We start from the raw sequence: 18,274 nt of genomic DNA, 5'->3' as shown, positions 1-18,274 counted from the left end.
GGTTACATTCCGAACCCGGAAGCTAAGCCTTTCAGCGCCGATGGTACTGCAGGGGGGACCCTGTGGGAGAGTAGGACGCCGCCGAACAATCATTCCGAAAAGACCCCCTCCCGTCCGGGAGGGGGTCTTTTTGCGTTAACCTCTGCCAACACACGAACCAGAGTTTGTCGGAGAGGCGCGATCCGTTGCAGAACCTGACCCTTACCTGGCAGTCCGCCGGGGGCGCCGCGGTCGCTCTCTACGGCGGGGCGTACGCCGCCGCCAGGGTCCGGAAGCCGTCCTTGTCGGCGCTGTTGCGGGAGGCCGGCACGCTGCTGGCACTGTTCGCGCTCTGGCAGCTGGTGGGTCACCTCTCGGTGATGAGCGGGGACCACGCGCTGGACCGGGCGGATTGGATCCACCGCACCGAGTCGGCGATCGGTCTACCGGACGAGGCGTCCTGGCAGGCGGCCGTCACGCCGTACCCGGTGCTGGTGAGGCTCGCGAACTACTACTACGCGGCGATGCACTTCGCGGTGATGCTGGCGGTGCTGCTCTGGGTGTTCGTGCGGCACCGGGAGCGGTACGCGTGGGTGCGGAACACGGTGGTGATCACCACGGCGGTCTGTCTGCTGGTGCAGTTCATCCCGGTGGCGCCGCCCCGGATGCTGCCGCAGCACGGGTTCGTCGACGTGGCCGCCGAGTACGGGCAGTCGGTGTACGGGGGCGCGGTGGGCGGTGTGGTGGTGGCCGACCAGCTGTCGGCGATGCCCTCGGTGCACGTCGCGTGGTGCGTGCTGGCGGCGGTCGCGGTGGTGCGGGTCTCGCGGAGCCCGCTGCGGTGGGCGATGGTGCTGCACCCGGTGCTGACCGTCGCGGTGGTCGTGGTGACCGCGAACCACTTCTGGGCGGACGGCATCGTCGCCGTCGTGATCCTGCTGTTCGCGTACGCCGCCCAGGCCCTGGTGGCACGTCGCCGGGGTCGGGCCTCCGTCGACACGGAGGCCCGACCCCGGCGTGCCGCGGCGGATCAGCCGCAGCGGGTCACTTGACGGGCAGGGCGATCCTGCCCCAGGAGCCGTTGCTGAGCGCGGAGGTGGCCCAGTACCAGGCGGTGAGCCCGGAGACGGCCGCGATCCAGCCGGCGAACTTGGCGAGGCCGCTGTAGCCGCCGAAGGCGGCGATGGCGTTCAGCAGCAGGGACAGCGTCAGCAGGCCGTAGACGGCGCGGCTGAACAGGCCCGCGCCCCAGCTGGCGGCGGTCAGGGTGAGGGCGAGCAGGGCCCAGAGCAGGAGGAACAGGCCGGCGGCGTTCTTGCCCGCCCCGCCGGCCGCCGACCAGGTCGCCCAGAAGGCGCCGAGGCTGGTGAAGGCCGTTCCGGTGAAGCCCTCGCCGCCGCGGAGCTGCCACAGGCCCGCGATGAAGAGGGTGACTCCGCCGACCAAGTGGGCGAGGTGTGCCGCGTCCCCGACCCCGGTGCCGCTCAGGACGCCGGTGGAGAGCAGGCCGTAGGCGAGCAGTGTGAGGCCGAGTGCGAGGTAGCCGAGGTTACCCGCGTCGGCTCCGGTGGAGCGGGCGTTCGTTGCCCCGGTAGCTTCGTTGCTCACCGGAGGCTCCTTTCACTTTGGGCGCGCGCAGGGCGCAGTCAACGCAGTGGTGTGGTCCGATGAGGTGGATGCGCGCGACCGCGCCGAGGGCGCACGGCTGGAGCGTGCGCGGGCTGCGGTCAGAAGTGATGGGCCGGCGGAAGAGCCGCCGGTCGTGTCCCCGCCGGGGGATTCCCCGGTGAGATCGGTGTACCCGGCCGTACTCGCTTGTACCCTTGTGAATATAACAATTTGTGACGATGTCAGTTGTGGAACGCTCAGGGCCGACCGGGACGCCGGGGGCTGACCGAGAGACGGCGTCGGCTCACGAGGTGCGCTGGGTCGGCACCCGCAGGGTCAGGATGGCCATGTCGTCGGACGGCGGTTCCGGGGCGAAGCGCTCGACGGCGCGCTGCACCCGCATCGCGACCGCCCCGGCGGTCAGGCCGGTACAGCCCGTGAGCACCTCGGCGAGGCCGTCGTCGCCCAGCATCCGGCTGCCCTCGCGGCGTTCGGTGACGCCGTCGGTGACGCACAGCAGGACCTCGCCGGGGGAGAGCACCAGGCGCTCGGCGGTGAGGTCGAGGTCCTCCATGACGCCGAGCAGCGGCTGCGGGGTGGCGGCCCGGTCGACCTGGCCGTCGGTGCGCAGCCGGAGCGGCAGCGGGTGGCCGGCGCAGACCAGGGACAGCTCGGTGCTGCCGTCCGGGCGGGGCGTCAGCTCGCCGTAGAGCAGGGTGAGGAAGCGGCTGCGCGAACCCTCGTCCAGGATGGCCGCGTTGAGGCGGCGGAGCACCTGCGGTGCGTCCAGGCCCTCGCGGGCGAGCAGGCGCAGCGAGTGCCGGGCGAGGCCGGTGACCGAGGCGGCCTCGGGGCCGGTGCCGCAGACATCGCCGATCGCGAAGCCGTAGGTGCCCTCGCGAATGGTGAACAGGTCGTAGAAGTCGCCGCCGACCTCGTTGCCCTCGCCGGCGGCCTGGTAGTAGACGTCGACCTCGACGCCCGGGATCTCGGGCAGGTCCGGCGGGAGCAGGCTGCGTTGCAGGGCCTGGCTGGTGGCGGTGCGCTCGGAGTAGAGGCGGGAGTTGTCGAGTGCGAGGGCGGCCCGGCGGGAGAGGTCCTCGGCGAGTTCGAGGATCTCCTGGCGGAACCGGACGCCGGCCGGGACGCCGAGCGCGAGCAGCCCGATGACCCGGTTGCGGGCGGTCAGCGGCAGGACGACGGTCTCGCCGAGTAGTCCGGCGAGTTCGGGGCTGTCGGTGAGGCCGCCGGCGGCGGCGGTCTCGGCGGGCGCCGACCAGAAGCGGACGCCGTGGGTCGGGCCGGCGTCGGGGGCCGGGGTCTTGTCGAGCAGGTCGCGCAGCGGGTCGATCCGGTCCTCGTCCTCGTGCAGGACGAAGGCGAGGCCGGCCGCGGCGCGGTGGTCGCCCTTGGTGTAGACGGCGCACCAGGAGGCGAGGGTGGGGACGGCCATCTGGGCCATCAGGGCGAGGGTCTGCTCGTGTTCGAGGGTGCCGGCGAGCAGGTCGGAGGCCTCGACGAGGAAGGACAGCGAGCCCCGGCGGAGTCGTTCGAGCTCGGTCAGCCGGGTGTTCTCGACGGCGAGGGCGACCCGGTCGGCGGCGAACTGCAGCCGCAGGGCGTCCTCGTTGTCGTAGCGGCCGGGCGCGGCGGTGGCGATGCCGAGCGAGCCGATCAGCCGGCCCTCGACCTTGAGCGGGACGGTGACCAGGGAACGCATGCCGCTGCCGGTGAGCAGGGGCAGGCCGGTCGGGCGGGCGGTGAGGTCCTCGTGGACGGAGGGCAGCCGGGCGGAGTCGTAGCGGCTGCCGGTGTCGACCGGGAAGCGGGTGTGCCGGCGGTGTCCGGAGGTGAAGCCGGTGGCGGCGCGGACCTCGAACTCGGTCTCGTCGTCGGTGGTCAGCAGCAGGTACGCGGCGTCGGCGTCGAGCAGGTCGCGGGCGCGTTCGACGGTGCGCTGGAGCAGGGTGTCGAGGTCGTCGGTGGCGACCGGGCCGGCCAGCAGGTCGAGTCGGGGGCCGGTCGGGTCGGAGCGCTCGCCGGGCAGGGCTCGGGCGGGGGAGCGGAGCACCGCGCGGTCGGGTTCGAGGACGAGCAGGCAGAGGGTGGAGGGGACGCCCTCGGTGTCGCGCACGCGGACCTGGACGCCGTACACCTCGACCTCGTGGCCGTCCGCGCGGCGGACGGCGTAGCCGCCCTCCCAGCGGGCCAGTCGCAGGGTGTCGGCGAGGCCGAGGCCGCGGCCGGCGGACTGCGGCCAGACGGCGAGGTCGGCCCAGGGGCGGCCGAGGACGGTGGTGGCGGGGTACTGGAAGAGCGCCTCGGCGTCCGGGTTCCAGGCGAGGACGCGGCCGTCCTCGTCGAGCTGGACGACGGCGACGTGCACCGGGCCGGGGCCGCTGGGCAGGTCGCTGCCGGGGGTCGCGGGGACGGCGTAGCGGGTGCCGGCCACGGGGGCGGGCAGGGCGAGCCGGAACCAGACGGTCTTGCGCCCGGCCGCGTACTCGACGCCCCAGCGCTCGGCGAGGGCGGAGCACATCAGCAGGCCGCGGCCGCCCTCGCCGTCGGGGTCGGCGTAGCGGTCGGAGGAGGTGACGGGGCCGTCGCCGAGGGAGGGCAGGCCGCGTTCGGGGTGGTGGTCGGTGACTTCGATCCGGACGGTGCCCTCCTCGCGCAGGCAGCACACCTCGGCGGCGGTGCCGGCGTGGACGACGGCGTTGGTGACCAGTTCGCTGACCAGGACGACGGCGTCGTCGACGACCTCGGGCAGACCCCAGCCGAGCAGCGCGTCCCGTACGAAGCCCCGGGCGGCGGCTGCGGACCGGCCGTCGGGGGCGAAGGTGGCGGCTGCGCGCGCGGTGACCACGTTGCCACTTCTCCTCTGCTGCTCTGGCCTTGACTGTCCGGGGCGTGGCGCCGACTCCCGGTGCGTGCCGCCGGGGTGGCGGCGCTGGGTCGGGTCATGGCCCGGTGCAGCGCTCCACCCTACTTTCCGCTTGGTTCCCCGTGGGGGCGGGGCGTTGAAACAGGCACCTGAGAGTGATTCTGCCCACCTGTTTCGGACGGTCGGCTACCAACCGGGCGCAACCGGCCGTATACCCGGCGCCGGTGCTGCCAGACTGGGGGGTCCGCGACGGCCGGTCGGAGCAGTACGGTCGATGCGGGTGCCGGTGTGCCGCGTGGGGCGCCGGTACGCAGCCCGACCGGGCCGGTGCCCCGGTGCGTGCCGTACCGGCACGGACGGTCACCGGAAAGTTCACGATGTGGGAGGGGCCCGTTGAGTTCGGCCACCAAGGACGCAACCGGTACGACGCCGCCCGTTCCGCGCGGTGGGCGGTCCGGGACCGCGCCGCGGAACGCGGCCGGCCGGCGAGTGAGCCACAACCGGGGGGCGGAGCCGGCCGAACTGCGGAAGCTGTTGGCCGCGCTGACCGCGATGCGGGACGGCAACTTCCGCCGCCGGCTGACGGTTCCGGGGGACGGGCCGCTGGCGGAGATCGCCGCGGTGTTCAACGAGGTCGCCGAGCGCAATCAGCACCTGACCGGAGAACTGGCCCGGGTGCGGCGGGCGGTGGGCCGCGAGGGCCGGCTGAACGAGCGGCTGGAGACCGGCGCGGGCGAGGGCGCCTGGATGGCGGCCGTCGACAACTGCAACGCGCTGATCGACGATCTGGCCCGTCCGATGGCCGAGGTGGGCCGGGTGCTCTCGTCGATCGCCGAGGGCGACCTGGACCAGAAGATGGAGCTGCGCTCGCTGCACAGCAACGGGGTGAGCCACCCGCTGCGCGGCGAGTACCTCAAGATCGGCCGGACCGTCAACGGGCTGGTGGACCAGCTCTCGGAGTTCACCGACGAGGTGACCCGGGTGGCCCGCGAGGTGGGTACCGAGGGCAAGCTGGGCGGCCAGGCCAAGGTCCGCAGTGTGTCCGGCAGTTGGAAGGACCTGGCGGATTCGGTCAACACCATGGCCGGCCGGCTGACCGCGCAGGTGCGCAACATCGCCCAGGTGACCACCGCGGTGGCCAAGGGCGACCTGTCCCGCAAGGTCACCGTCGAGGTGGCCGGCGAGATGCTGGAGCTGAAGAACACCGTCAACACGATGGTGGACCAGCTGAACGGGTTCGCCGCCCAGGTCACCGGGGTGGCCAGGGACGTGGGCACCGAGGGCCGGCTCGGCGGCCAGGCGCAGGTGCCGGGCGTGGCCGGGGTCTGGCGGGACCTGACCGACTCGGTGAACTTCATGGCCGACAACCTGACCGGCCAGGTGCGCAACATCGCCCAGGTGACCACGGCGGTGGCGCGCGGGGACCTCTCGCAGAAGATCGAGGTGGACGCGCGCGGCGAGATGCTGGAGCTGAAGAACACCATCAACACGATGGTCGACCAGCTCTCCGGCTTCGCCGAACAGGTGACCAGGGTGGCCCGCCAGGTGGGCACCGAGGGGCGGCTCGGTGGCCAGGCGCAGGTGCCCGGGGCGGCCGGGGTGTGGCGCGACCTGACCGACAACGTCAACTTCATGGCGAACAACCTCACCGATCAGGTGCGCAACATCGCGCAGGTGACGACCGCGGTCGCCAAGGGCGACCTGTCGCAGAAGATCCAGGTGGACGCGCGCGGGGAGATCCTGGAGCTGAAGAACACCATCAACACGATGGTGGACCAGCTGGGCGCCTTCGCCGACGAGGTCACCAGGGTGGCCCGGGACGTCGGCACCGAGGGCATCCTCGGCGGTCAGGCGAGCGTGCCCGGGGTGTCCGGGACGTGGAAGGACCTGACCAACAGCGTCAACCTGATGGCCAACAACCTGACCAGCCAGGTCCGCAACATCGCCGAGGTGACCACGGCGGTGGCGCGCGGCGACGTGTCGAAGAAGATCACCGTCGACGCCCGGGGCGAGATCCTGGAGCTGGTGACGACCGTCAACACCATGGTCGACCAGCTGTCGGCGTTCGCCGACGAGGTGACCCGGGTCGCCCGCGAGGTGGGCACCGAGGGGATCCTGGGCGGCCAGGCGCGGGTGCGCGGGGTGTCGGGGATCTGGAAGGACCTGACCGACAACGTCAACTTCATGGCCTCCAACCTGACCGGGCAGGTCCGCAACATCGCCGAGGTCGCCACCGCGGTGGCCCGCGGCGACCTGTCCAAGAAGATCACCATCGAGGCGCAGGGCGAGGTCGCCGCCCTCGCCGGGACCTTGAACACCATGGTCGACCAGCTCTCCTCCTTCGCGGTGGAGGTGACCAGGGTGGCCCGCGAGGTCGGCACCGACGGCACCCTGGGCGGTCAGGCGAGCGTGCCGGGCGTGGCCGGCATCTGGAAGGACCTGACCGACAACGTCAACCTGATGGCCAACAACCTCACCGGCCAGGTCCGCAACATCGCGCTGGTGATCACGGCGGTGGCCCGCGGCGACCTCTCGCAGAAGATCGACGTCGACGCGCGCGGCGAGATCCTCCAGCTCAAGACCAGCATCAACACCATGGTCGACCAGCTGTCGGCGTTCGCCGACGAGGTCACCCGGGTCGCCCGCGAGGTGGGCACCGACGGGCGGCTCGGCGGTCAGGCCCGGGTACCCGGCGTGGACGGCACCTGGCAGGACCTCACCGAATCGGTGAACGAACTGGCCAACAACCTGACCCGGCAGGTGCGCGCGATCGCCCAGGTCGCCACCGCCGTGACCAGGGGCGACCTGAGCCTGCGGATCGACGTGGACGCCGCGGGGGAGCTCGACGAGCTCAAGGACAACATCAACCAGATGATCGCCAACCTGCGCGAGACCACCCGCACCAACCAGGAGCAGGACTGGCTCAAGACCAACCTGGCGCGGATCTCCGGCCTGCTCCAGGGCCGCCGGGACCTGGAGGCCGTCGCCTCGCTGATCATGACCGAGCTGACCCCGGTGGTCTCCGCCCAGCACGGCGCCTTCTTCCTCGCCCAGCCGGCCGGCCGCACCGCCGAGCTGATCACCGAGGACGACGACGAGAACGACACCGTCCTGCGGCTGATCGGCAGTTACGGCTACCAGCGGCGCGCGATGCCGACCACCTTCCGGCCCGGCGAGTCGCTGATCGGGCAGGCCGCGGTGGAGAAGCGGGCGATCATCCTCAAGGAGGCGCCGCCCGGATACCTCAAGATCGCCTCCGGCCTCGGCGAGGCCTCGCCGGCCCACATCGTGGTGCTGCCGGTGCTGTTCGAGGGCCGGCTGCTGGGCGTGATCGAGCTGGCCACCTTCAGCTCCTTCACCACCGTCGCGCTGGACTTCCTCAACCAGATCGCCGACCTGATCGGCGTCACCGTCAACACCATCAGCGTCAACACCAAGACCGAGGGCCTGCTGCTGGAGTCCCAGCGGCTCACCGCCGAACTCTCGATGCGATCCGCCGAGTTGGAGGCGCGCCAGGAGGAACTGGAGCGCACCAACGAGGAGTTGCAGGAGAAGGCCGAGCAACTCGCCCAGCAGAACCGCGACATCGAGATCAAGAACAGCGAGATCGAGGAGGCCCGGCAGGTCCTGGAGGAGCGCGCCGAGCAGCTCGCCCTGGCCTCCCGGTACAAGAGCGAGTTCCTCGCCAACATGTCGCACGAGCTGCGCACCCCGCTCAACTCGCTGCTGATCCTGGCCAAGCTGCTCTCCGACAACAACGAGGGCAACCTCTCGCCCAAGCAGGTCGAGTTCGCCGACACCATCCACGGCGCCGGATCCGACCTGCTCCAGCTGATCAACGACATCCTCGACCTCTCCAAGGTCGAGGCCGGCAAGATGGACGTCCGCCCGGCCCGGATCGCCCTGGTCCAGCTGGTCGACTACGTCGAGGCCACCTTCCAGCCGGTCGCGCTGGACAAGAACCTGGACTTCGCCGTCCGGGTCTCGCCCGCCCTGCCGGTCACCCTGCACACCGACGAGCAGCGGCTCCAGCAGGTGCTGCGCAACCTGATCTCCAACGCCGTCAAGTTCACCGACGCCGGCGCGGTCGACTTCTCGATCTCCCCGGCCGGCGCGGAGGTCCCGCAGCACGTGCGCGAGCGGCTGCTGGAGTCCGGCTCGATCAAGGACCCGGACGACGAACTGATCGCCTTCGCGGTCTCCGACACCGGCATCGGCATCCCCGGCAACAAGCTGCGGGAGATCTTCGAGGCGTTCAAGCAGGCCGACGGCACCACCAGCCGCAAGTACGGCGGCACCGGGCTCGGCCTGTCGATCAGCCGCGAGATCGCGCGGCTGCTGGGCGGCGAGATCCACGCCGAGAGCGAGCTGGGCAAGGGCTCCACGTTCACGCTCTACCTGCCGCTGCGCACCGAGGCCCCGGACCCGACCCAGGTCGAGCGCCCGGTCGTGTCGAGCGTCCCGGCGCTGCGCGCCTCCGTCGGCGTGACCCCGATCGGGGTGCCCGTGCCGGTCGGCGAGAACCCGGCCGACCACTGGGCCCAGGAGGTCCGCGAGCTGGCCGAGGAGCGCCGCCGCGGCGCGGTGGAGCGCCGGCGCAGCGCCTCCCTGGAAGCCGCCGCCGGGACCCGCCCGGTGGAGCCCGCGCCGCCCCGCCCCAGCCGCAGCGACGTGCGTTTCGACGGCCAGCAGGTGCTGATCGTGGACGACGACGTCCGCAACGTGTTCGCCCTCACCAGCGTGCTGGAACAGCACGGCCTGACCGTCCTGTACGCCGAGAACGGGCGCGAGGGCATCGAGATGCTGGAGCAGCACGAGAACGTGGCGCTGGTCCTGATGGACATCATGATGCCGGAGATGGACGGCTACGCGACCACCGAGGCGATCCGCCGGATGCCCCAGTTCGCCGGCCTGCCGATCATCGCGCTGACCGCCAAGGCGATGAAGGGCGACCGCGAGAAGTCGCTGGAGGCGGGCGCCACCGACCACATCACCAAGCCGGTGGAGACCGACCACCTGCTGGCGGTGATGCGCGAGTGGCTGCGGGCGGACCGCGCGTAGCGCCAGGGGAGGGCGCGAACTCCGGGGCGGGCTCCGGAGTTCGCGCCGTCCGGTGGGCCGGTTTGCTGGCGGTCGGGCCCGGGAACCGGGTAGGGTCACCGATCGTTGCGAACAGTGACCGGACGGCGACACATTGCTGAGCGTGCGCCGGAGCACTGGGCGCGCGCCGCTCCGGATCGGGTCACGACGGAGCGATGTGCCGGGCGAGGGGGTGCGGCTAGCATGACCGGGGTAGCGGTGGGCAGTACGCGAGTGCCATCACCGGGCGGCAGGCAGGCGACAGGAGGGCGAGCCCTGATGCAGAAGGCGAAGATCCTCCTGGTCGACGACCGACCGGAGAACCTGCTGGCGCTGGAGGCGATCCTCTCCGCGCTGGACCAGACGCTGGTGCGCGCCGTCTCCGGCGAGGAGGCGCTCAAGGCGCTGCTCACCGACGACTTCGCGGTGATCCTGCTGGACGTCCAGATGCCCGGGATGGACGGCTTCGAGACGGCCGCCCACATCAAGCGCCGCGAGCGCACCCGGGACATCCCGATCATCTTCCTGACCGCGATCAACCACGGCCCGCACCACACCTTCCGCGGCTACGCGGCCGGCGCCGTGGACTACATCTCCAAGCCGTTCGACCCGTGGGTGCTGCGCGCCAAGGTCTCGGTCTTCGTCGACCTGTACGTGAAGAACTGCCAGCTGAAGGAGCAGGCCGCGCTGCTGCGGCTGCAACTGGAGGCGGGCGGCGGCGAGCCGCCCCTCGGCGGGGCGCTGCTGGGCGAGCTGTCCGCGCGGCTGGCGGCGGTCGAGGAGCAGGCGGAGGCGCTGGGCAAGCAGTTGGACGGCGTCGAGGACGCCGGGGTGGCGGCCACCGCGGCGCACCTGGAGCGCAAGCTGGCGGGGCTGCGCCGGGCCCTGGACGCGCTCCGGCCGGGAACCGCGTAACCGATCGTCGGGGTTCACTCCTGCGGGTGAATTTCCGACGCGGCCGGGTGAAACCGGGTCAGCGTGACGGTGTGTCTGCGACACGTCCCCGAGCCCCGGCTCGGGCACATGTGCACTGGTGGCCCACCCCGGTAGGCTGCTGACCCATGGCCACTCGTACGCCCGGAAGCGCGGCACGCAACCCGAGTCCGGGACCGTCCAAGAAGGCCGCGGCGAAGGCCCCGGGCAAGCCGCCCGCGAAGAAGGCGGCGGCCAAGAAGGCGGCCCCGGCGAAGAGGGCGGCGGCCAAACCGGCCCCGCCGTCCCCGCCGCCGCCCAAGCCGATACTCTTCCGGGCCGTCCGGGCCGTCTGGCTCGGCGTGGCGAACAGCATCGCCGCGATCTTCCGGGGCTTCGGCGACGGGGCCAAGAACCTCCACCCCGCCCACCGCAAGGACGGGCTGGGCCTGCTGCTGTTCGCACTCGCGCTGGTGACTGCCGCCGGCACCTGGTTCAGCCCGCAGGGCTGGCTGGGCGAGGCGGCCACCGCCGTGGTGTCCGGGCTGTTCGGGCGGCTCGACGTGCTGGTGCCGTTCCTGCTGGCCGGGATCGCGGTCCGGCTCTGGCGCCACCCGGAGCTGCCGGAGGCCAACGGCCGGATCATGATCGGCCTGAGCGCGCTGCTGGTCGGCGTCCTCGGCCTGGTGCACATCGGCTGCGGCGCGCCCATGATGGGCAGCGGCGCCTCGCGGATACGGGCGGCCGGCGGGATCATCGGCTGGGCCGTGTCCACCCCGATGATGGCCGCCGCCGGGCCGGCGCTGGCCGTGCCGCTGCTCCTGCTGCTGTCCTTCTTCGGCCTGCTGGTGGTCACCGCCACCCCGGTCAACCGCATCCCCGAGCGGCTGCGGTCGGCCGGCGTGCGGCTCGGCGTGGTGGAGCCCGGGCCGGAGGACGAGCTGCGCGAGGGGCGTACGCCGGAGCGCGACCTGTCCACCGAGCCGCCCGAGGACGCGGACCCCTCCGCGCTGCCGTTCACCGTGGGCAGCGAGGACCCGGGCGACGAGGTGGCCGCCCGCCGTCGGCGCCGCCGCCGCAAGCCGGCGGACGACGAGGACCAGCCCGATGCCGTCCGGGTGTCCCTGGACAAGGAGCCGCTGGACCCGTACGCCACCCGCGACCTCGCCGCCGGCGCCGCCGCCGACCTGGACGGGGCACTCGTCTACGGCGTGCCCGCCTCCTCGGCGGTGGCGAACATGATGCACCAGGTGCAGGACCGCACCGCCCCGCCGGAGGAGGCCGCCGTCCCGGCCGCCCGCAGCGCGGGCCCGGGCGCGCCCGAGGAGCACGGCCCGGCGCCGGTGCGGATGGAGCAGCTCCAGCTGGCCGGCGACGTCACCTACGCGCTGCCCCCGCTCGACCTGCTGGAGCGCGGCGGCCCGGCCAAGGCCCGCAGCGCCCTCAACGACGAGGTGGTGGCCCAGCTCAGCAGCACCTTCACCGAGTTCAAGGTGGACGCCAGGGTCACCGGTTTCACCCGGGGCCCGACGGTGACCCGCTACGAGGTCGAGCTCGGCCCGGCCGTCAAGGTGGAGCGGATCACCGCGCTCGCCAAGAACATCGCGTACGCGGTGGCCAGCGCCGACGTGCGGATCATCAGCCCGATCCCGGGCAAGTCCGCGGTCGGCATCGAGATCCCCAACCGGGACCGCGAGATGGTCAACCTCGGCGACCTGCTGCGCTCGCGCACGGCCGCCGAGGACACCCACCCGATGGTCGTCGGCATGGGCAAGGACGTCGAGGGCCAGACCGTGATGGCCAACCTCGCCAAGATGCCGCACATCCTGGTGGCCGGCGCGACCGGCGCGGGCAAGTCGTCCTGCATCAACTGCCTGATCACCTCGATCCTGGCCCGGGCCACCCCGGACGAGGTGCGGATGGTGCTGGTCGACCCCAAGCGGGTCGAACTGACCGCGTACGAGGGCATCCCGCACCTGATCACGCCGATCATCACCAACCCGAAGAAGGCCGCCGAGGCCCTCCAGTGGGTGGTCCGCGAGATGGACCTGCGCTACGACGACCTCGCGGCGTTCGGCTTCCGGCACGTGGACGACTTCAACGCGGCGGTGAAGGCCGGCACGGTCACCCCGCCGCCGGGCAGCGAGCGCGAGCTGACCCCGTACCCGTACCTGCTGGTGATCGTCGACGAGCTGGCCGACCTGATGATGGTGGCGCCGCGCGACGTCGAGGACTCGGTGGTCCGGATCACCCAGCTGGCCCGTGCGGCCGGCATCCACCTGGTGCTGGCCACCCAGCGGCCCTCGGTGGACGTGGTCACCGGTCTGATCAAGGCCAACGTGCCGTCCCGGCTGGCCTTCGCGACCTCCGCGATGGCCGACTCCCGGGTCATCCTGGACCAGCCCGGCGCGGAGAAGCTGATCGGCAAGGGCGACGCGCTGTTCCTGCCGATGGGCGCCGGCAAGCCGATCCGCCTCCAGGGCGCGTTCGTCACCGAGGCGGAGATCGCCGCGGTGGTGCAGCACTGCAAGGACCAGCTGACCGCCGTCTACCGGGACGACGTGACGGTCGGCGGCGGGGCCAAGAAGGAGATCGACGAGGAGATCGGCGACGACCTGGACCTGCTGATCCAGGCGGCCGAGTTGGTGGTCTCCACCCAGTTCGGCTCGACCTCGATGCTCCAGCGCAAGCTCCGGGTCGGCTTCGCCAAGGCGGGGCGGCTGATGGACCTGATGGAGTCGCGCGGGATCGTCGGGCCGAGCGAGGGTTCCAAGGCCCGCGACGTCCTGGTGAAGCCGGACGAGCTGGACGGGGTGCTGGTCGGCCTGCGCGGTTGACGACCCGCGCCCGCGGCGAGTGTTCACTCGTTCGGAGGAGGGTAGGCGCGTGCAGGGGAACCGAACGTCCGTACGCCGCGTCACAGGCCGGAAAGCGAACCCCCCGGGTTCCCCGTGCGGGCCCGCTGACGGCCGTTCAGCGGGGTGCCGGGCCCCCGTCGGGGCGGGCGCGCGCATTCGGGCCTGTTCCGCTTGAGAAACGATCCGCCCGCGCCCCTAGACTGTTCCCCAGCAGGTGGCCATCCGCTCGAAAGGCGTGCCCCGTGACCATCGGCAAGTCCCCCGACCGCGAGAACGCCCCGTCGTCCGTCGAGTCGACCGACGACGCGGTGCAGGCGGCCGATGCCCCGAGCATCGGCCGGGTGCTGTCCACCGCCCGGATCGAGGCCGGGCTCACGGTGGACCAGGTGAGTACGGCGACCCGGGTCCGGGTGCCGATCGTCCATGCCATCGAGGAGGACGACTTCGGCCGCTGCGGCGGCGACTTCTACGCCCGCGGGCACATCCGCGCGATCGCCCGCGAGGTCGGCGTCGACGGCGAGGCCCTGATCGCCCGGTACGACGCCGCGCACGGCGGCTCGCCCGCCTCCAAGCGGCCGACCCAGCTGATCGACAGCGGCCCGATCAAGGTGCCCGGCCGCGGCCGGCCGAACTGGGCGGCGGCCATGGTCGCCGCGATCGTCGTGGTGGTCGTCCTGATCGGCTTCAACCTGGTCAGCGGCAAGGACGGCCACACCGGCACCGGCTCCGCCAGCGCGCCGCTGCCCAGCGGCTCCGGCACCGGCTCGGTCGCCTCCGTGCCCTCGCCCACCGTGCAGCCGCCGGCGCCCGTGCCGAGTGCGGCCGCGATCGCCGCCGTCCCGGCCGACAAGGTCACCGTGAAGCTGGTCGCCGAGGGCAGCACCAGCTGGGTGTCCGCGGTGGACGGCAGCGGGAAGTCGCTGTTCCAGAACAACATCAGCGACGGCCAGGACCAGACCTTCACCGACGCCAAGCAGATCAAGCTGGTGCTCGGAAACGGCGGGGCCGTGCACGCGTACGTCAACGGCAAGGACCTCGGCCTCCTCGGCAAGGACGGCCAGGTGGTGCACGTCACGTACACCCCCGGCGATCCGCAGGCGGGCTGACCACAGGCCTGCGGAGGCCCTGGAGAGCGGCCCTGCGGCCTGGCGAAGATCTGGTAATCCGAGGCGCGCGGCCTCCGGGGCGAACGGCACCGGAGGCCGCGCGTTAATCTTGGCCCTATGCCTGAACGCCGTACTGTCGCCCTTGTCACGCTCGGATGTGCCCGCAACGAGGTGGACTCCGAGGAACTCGCCGGGCGACTGGAAGCCGACGGCTGGTTGCTCGTCGACGACGCCGCCGAAGCGGACGTCGCCGTCGTCAACACCTGCGGCTTCGTCGAGGCCGCCAAGAAGGACTCCGTGGACGCCCTGCTGGAGGCCAACGACCTCAAGGGGCACGGCCGCACCCAGGCCGTCGTCGCGGTCGGCTGCATGGCCGAGCGGTACGGCAAGGAGCTCGCCGACGCCCTGCCCGAGGCCGACGGCGTGCTCGGCTTCGACGACTACTCCGACATCTCCGACCGCCTCCAGACCATCCTCTCCGGCGGCCACCACGCCCCGCACCTCCCGCGCGACCGCCGCAAGCTGCTGCCGATCAGCCCGGCCGAGCGGCAGTCCGCCGCCGAGGCCGTCGCGCTGCCCGGCCACGGCGCCGCCGAGACCCCGGCAGAGCCGATCGCCGACCTGCCCGAGGGCCTCGCCCCGGCCTCCGGCCCGCGCACCCTGCGCAAGCGGCTCGACGACAACCCGGTCGCCTCGGTCAAGCTCGCCTCCGGTTGCGACCGGCGGTGCTCCTTCTGCGCCATCCCGGCGTTCCGCGGCTCCTTCATCTCCCGCCGCCCCTCCGACGTGCTGCACGAGGCCCAGTGGCTGGCCGAGCAGGGCGTGCGCGAGGTCGTCCTGGTGAGCGAGAACAACACCTCGTACGGCAAGGACCTCGGCGACATCCGGCTGCTGGAGACGCTGCTCGGCGAGATCTCCGCGATCGAGGGCGTCGAGCGGGTCCGGGTCTCCTACCTGCAGCCCGCCGAGATGCGCCCCGGGCTGATCGACGCGATGACCGGGACCACGGACGTGGTGCCCTACTTCGACCTGTCCTTCCAGCACTCGGCGCCCGCCGTGCTGCGCCGGATGCGCCGCTTCGGCTCCACCGACCAGTTCCTGGACCTGCTGAAGACCATCCGCGACCGGGCCCCGCAGGCCGGCGCCCGGTCCAACTTCATCGTCGGCTTCCCCGGCGAGACCGAGGCGGACTTCGCCGAGCTGGAGCGCTTCGTCACGCACGCCGGGCTGGACGCGATCGGCGTCTTCGGCTACTCCGACGAGGACGGCACCGAGGCCGCGACCTACGACGGCAAGCTGTCCGAGGACGTGATCGCCGACCGGCTGAACCGGCTCAGCCGGCTGGCCGAGGAGATGACCGCCCAGCGGGCCGAGCAGCGCGTCGGCACCGAGGTCGAGGTCCTGATCGAGTCCATCGAGGACGGCGTGGTCGAGGGCCGGGCCGCCCACCAGGCCCCCGAGACCGACGGCCTGACCACCCTCACCGGCGTCGAGGACCCGCAGATCGGCCAGTTCCACCGGGCCAAGGTGGTCGCCAGCGAGGGCGTCGACCTGATCGCCGAGGCGCTGGAGCCGGTCCGGGTCCGTCAGGCCCCGGGAGCCGGGGAATGACCAAGGGGCCCGGCGCCCCGGCCGCGGCCCATCCGGGCAGACCGCCGGCCGCGGTGCCGCCGGCGCCGGCTGTCTGGAACATCGCCAACATGCTCACGATGCTCCGGCTGCTGCTGGTGCCGGTCTTCGTGTCGCTGCTGTTCGCCGACGGCGGGCACGACCCCAAGTGGCGCTCGGTCGCCTGGGCGTCGTTCGCCATCGCGATGATCACCGACCTGTTCGACGGCGAGCTGGCCCGGCGCAAGGGCCTGGTCACCGACTTCGGGAAGATCGCCGACCCGATCGCCGACAAGGCGATCATGGGCTCGGCGCTGATCGGCCTCTCGCTGCTCGGCGACCTGCCCTGGTGGGTCACCGCGGTGATCCTGGCCCGCGAACTCGGCATCACCCTGATGCGTTTCTGGGTGATCCGCTACGGCGTCATCCCGGCCAGCCGGGGCGGCAAGATCAAGACGCTGACCCAGGGCATCGCGGTCGGCATGTACGTGCTGGAGCTGACCGGCTGGCTGGCCACCGCCCGGGCCGTGCTGATGGCCCTGGCGGTACTGCTGACCATCGGCACCGCGCTGGACTACGTCGGACAGGCGCTGCGCATGCGCCGCGAGGGACTGGCCGCGGAGCGCGCGGGCCGGTGAGTGACGGGGGAGACCGGGTGACGGACCACGAGCTGGCGGTACGGGCGCACGAGGCGCTGCGCGCCAGGGGCGGCACGCTGGCCGTCGCCGAGTCGCTGACCGGAGGGCTGCTCGCGGCCGCCCTGGTCGACGTCCCCGGGGCGTCCGCGACCTTCCGGGGCTCGGTCACGGCGTACGCCACCGAGCTGAAGGCCTCGGTGCTCGGCGTGGACGAGGGACTCCTGGCGGTGTACGGGCCGGTCCACCCGGTGGTGGCGGGGCAGATGGCCGAGGGCGTGCGTCGGCTGCTGGGGGCCACGTACGGGATCGCGACGACCGGGGTGGCCGGGCCGGACCCGCAGGACGGGCAGCCGGTGGGCACCGTACACCTGGCGGTCGCCGGTCCGGAGGGAACTCTGGTCAGTTCGCCCCGGCTGTCGGGCGGGCGTGCCAGAATCCGTCACGGGGCGGTGACCGCCGCTCTGGAGCTGTTCGTCGAGCGGCTACGGGCCGCTACGCCCACGACCTGAACCCCGCGGGGCCCGCACCCGGGCGTCCCGCAGCCCGTGTGGAGGCGCCGCGGAGGCGTGGTGGAGCCCCGATCGCGGCGATCTCCACCGAACCGCGATCTGCCGATCCGGTCCGCGGGCATGGCACAGCTGGAGGATCGTGTTACATCCAACGGCCTGGTTGGGCAGAAACCAGGTGGCGAACGAGTTGCGTGACGGTGGCCGGGCGGCCCACGGCGGGTACCACGAGGGGCCCGCGGACCCGGGAACGACACCGGAACGAGGAGGGGGACAGCCTTGCAGCCCAGAGTGAACACGACCAGGGTCCCCGCACGCGATGCGGGCAAGGCGGTACGGTGGGGTCGTGACATCTCGATCCGCAGTCCGAGGAGGGAGGCACCGATGATCCTGCTTCGTCGCCTACTGGGCGATGTACTGCGTCGGCAGCGCCAGCGCCAGGGCCGCACACTCCGCGAGGTGTCGGCGGCAGCCAGGGTTTCGCTCGGTTACCTCTCCGAGGTCGAGCGGGGACAGAAGGAGGCCTCCTCGGAGCTGCTCTCCGCCATCTGCGACGCGCTCGACGTCCGGATGTCCGAGGTCATGCGCGAGGTCAGCGACGAACTGTCGCTCGCCGAACTTGCGGCGATGGCCACCCTCTCCGAAGGTGATCTGCTGAGGCCGGTACTCGAACCGGTTCCGCTGCCCGCCCCCGGTGCCGACCGGGCGAACATGTCGCCCAAGGCCGCCGCGATGGACGTGGTCGCCGCCTGAACCCGGCCTCGACTCCCGGGCTCCTGGTGCCCGGGGCGAGCGAAGGAGGGCGGTCGTGCGGAGAGCCGCGACGGCGTGCACGGAGGCTCGAATACGGCTGCGGCGACTGATGCCGTGGCCGGCCCGCCGGGTCCTGGTGATCCTGACGGCAGGGCTGGTCTGGTGGCTGCCGGCGGTCCGGGGACAGTTGGCCGACGGCGCCGCGCTGGGGTTGCTCGCGGCCGGCGGCTGGGGACTCGGCCTGATCCCGGTCCACGCCGACCGGAACGCCACCGGGCCGGAGCGGCGCCCATCGGTGGCCGTGGCCCGGGTGGAGGCGCAACCGCCGACGGTCGGCTGAGCC

The 18,274-nt window shown here is 72.3% G+C and carries 12 protein-coding genes and 1 rRNA gene; 11 read left to right on the top strand and 2 right to left on the bottom strand.

Features of this window, described 5'->3' with window-relative positions:
- Together rrf and AB0P03_RS22240 are read left to right on the top strand one after the other, a co-directional pair.
- Positions 1 to 87, top strand: a 5S ribosomal RNA gene (gene rrf / locus AB0P03_RS22245); the annotation flags it as partial.
- Between the two features lie 98 nt (positions 88 to 185).
- The gene (locus AB0P03_RS22240) at positions 186 to 1,031 is read left to right on the top strand and encodes a phosphatase PAP2 family protein (RefSeq protein ID WP_363630373.1); all 846 of its coding nucleotides are present in this window, start codon (positions 186 to 188) and stop codon (positions 1,029 to 1,031) included.
- Here the strand turns inward: AB0P03_RS22240 and AB0P03_RS22235 are convergent.
- Complete coding sequence (locus AB0P03_RS22235; protein WP_363584619.1) at positions 1,024 to 1,587, bottom strand: GPR1/FUN34/YaaH family transporter; 564 nt, start codon at positions 1,585 to 1,587, stop codon at positions 1,024 to 1,026. The genes AB0P03_RS22240 and AB0P03_RS22235 overlap by 8 nt on opposite strands.
- A gap of 304 nt (positions 1,588 to 1,891) precedes the next feature.
- Positions 1,892 to 4,453: a SpoIIE family protein phosphatase gene (locus tag AB0P03_RS22230; protein WP_363630371.1), complete on the bottom strand. Its 2,562-nt coding sequence runs from the start codon at positions 4,451 to 4,453 to the stop codon at positions 1,892 to 1,894.
- Between the two features lie 507 nt (positions 4,454 to 4,960).
- Between AB0P03_RS22230 and AB0P03_RS22225 the strand changes: the two genes are divergently transcribed.
- From AB0P03_RS22225 to AB0P03_RS22185, 9 genes are all read left to right on the top strand, one after another.
- The gene (locus AB0P03_RS22225; protein ID WP_363584615.1) at positions 4,961 to 9,532 is read left to right on the top strand and encodes a HAMP domain-containing protein; all 4,572 of its coding nucleotides are present in this window, start codon (positions 4,961 to 4,963) and stop codon (positions 9,530 to 9,532) included.
- Positions 9,533 to 9,826: 294 nt separating this feature from the next.
- Entirely contained in the window at positions 9,827 to 10,465 is a 639-nt protein-coding gene (locus tag AB0P03_RS22220) for a response regulator (protein ID WP_063351395.1), read from the top strand.
- A gap of 146 nt (positions 10,466 to 10,611) precedes the next feature.
- A complete protein-coding gene (locus tag AB0P03_RS22215; protein ID WP_363630369.1) occupies positions 10,612 to 13,299 on the top strand; it encodes a DNA translocase FtsK in 2,688 nt (895 codons plus the stop codon).
- 263 nt (positions 13,300 to 13,562) lie between these two features.
- Complete coding sequence (locus AB0P03_RS22210; RefSeq protein WP_363584611.1) at positions 13,563 to 14,426, top strand: helix-turn-helix domain-containing protein; 864 nt, start codon at positions 13,563 to 13,565, stop codon at positions 14,424 to 14,426.
- 117 nt (positions 14,427 to 14,543) lie between these two features.
- Positions 14,544 to 16,037, top strand: coding sequence for a 30S ribosomal protein S12 methylthiotransferase RimO (rimO, locus tag AB0P03_RS22205; protein WP_363623162.1), 1,494 nt, complete (start codon positions 14,544 to 14,546; stop codon positions 16,035 to 16,037).
- Positions 16,034 to 16,672, top strand: a complete 639-nt coding sequence (pgsA, locus tag AB0P03_RS22200) for a CDP-diacylglycerol--glycerol-3-phosphate 3-phosphatidyltransferase (RefSeq protein ID WP_363374405.1) — start codon at positions 16,034 to 16,036, stop codon at positions 16,670 to 16,672. The genes rimO and pgsA overlap by 4 nt, the downstream gene beginning before the upstream one ends.
- Before the next feature lie 17 nt (positions 16,673 to 16,689).
- Positions 16,690 to 17,181: a CinA family protein gene (locus AB0P03_RS22195; RefSeq protein ID WP_363630367.1), complete on the top strand. Its 492-nt coding sequence runs from the start codon at positions 16,690 to 16,692 to the stop codon at positions 17,179 to 17,181.
- A 381-nt stretch (positions 17,182 to 17,562) separates the two neighbouring features.
- Positions 17,563 to 17,931 (top strand): helix-turn-helix transcriptional regulator, encoded by a 369-nt coding sequence (locus AB0P03_RS22190; RefSeq protein WP_030290911.1) that lies wholly within the window; start codon positions 17,563 to 17,565, stop codon positions 17,929 to 17,931.
- Between the two features lie 55 nt (positions 17,932 to 17,986).
- Positions 17,987 to 18,271 carry a hypothetical protein gene (locus AB0P03_RS22185; RefSeq protein WP_363630365.1) on the top strand — a complete coding sequence of 95 codons (285 nt, stop codon included), beginning with the start codon at positions 17,987 to 17,989 and terminating at the stop codon, positions 18,269 to 18,271.
- Positions 18,272 to 18,274 lie beyond the last annotated feature (3 nt).

It is taken from the genome of Kitasatospora sp. NPDC088779 (genome assembly GCF_040685395.1).
Lineage (GTDB): Bacteria > Actinomycetota > Actinomycetes > Streptomycetales > Streptomycetaceae > Kitasatospora.
This window is presented reverse-complemented; position numbering and strand designations above follow the sequence as displayed.

Coding starts and splice junctions, on each gene's coding strand:
- AB0P03_RS22215 (WP_363630369.1), top strand. CDS start 10,612: ATGGCCACTCGTACGCCCGGAAGCGCGGCACGCAACCCGAGTCCGGGA.
- rimO (WP_363623162.1), top strand. CDS start 14,544: ATGCCTGAACGCCGTACTGTCGCCCTTGTCACGCTCGGATGTGCCCGC.
- pgsA (WP_363374405.1), top strand. CDS start 16,034: ATGACCAAGGGGCCCGGCGCCCCGGCCGCGGCCCATCCGGGCAGACCG.
- AB0P03_RS22190 (WP_030290911.1), top strand. CDS start 17,563: ATGATCCTGCTTCGTCGCCTACTGGGCGATGTACTGCGTCGGCAGCGC.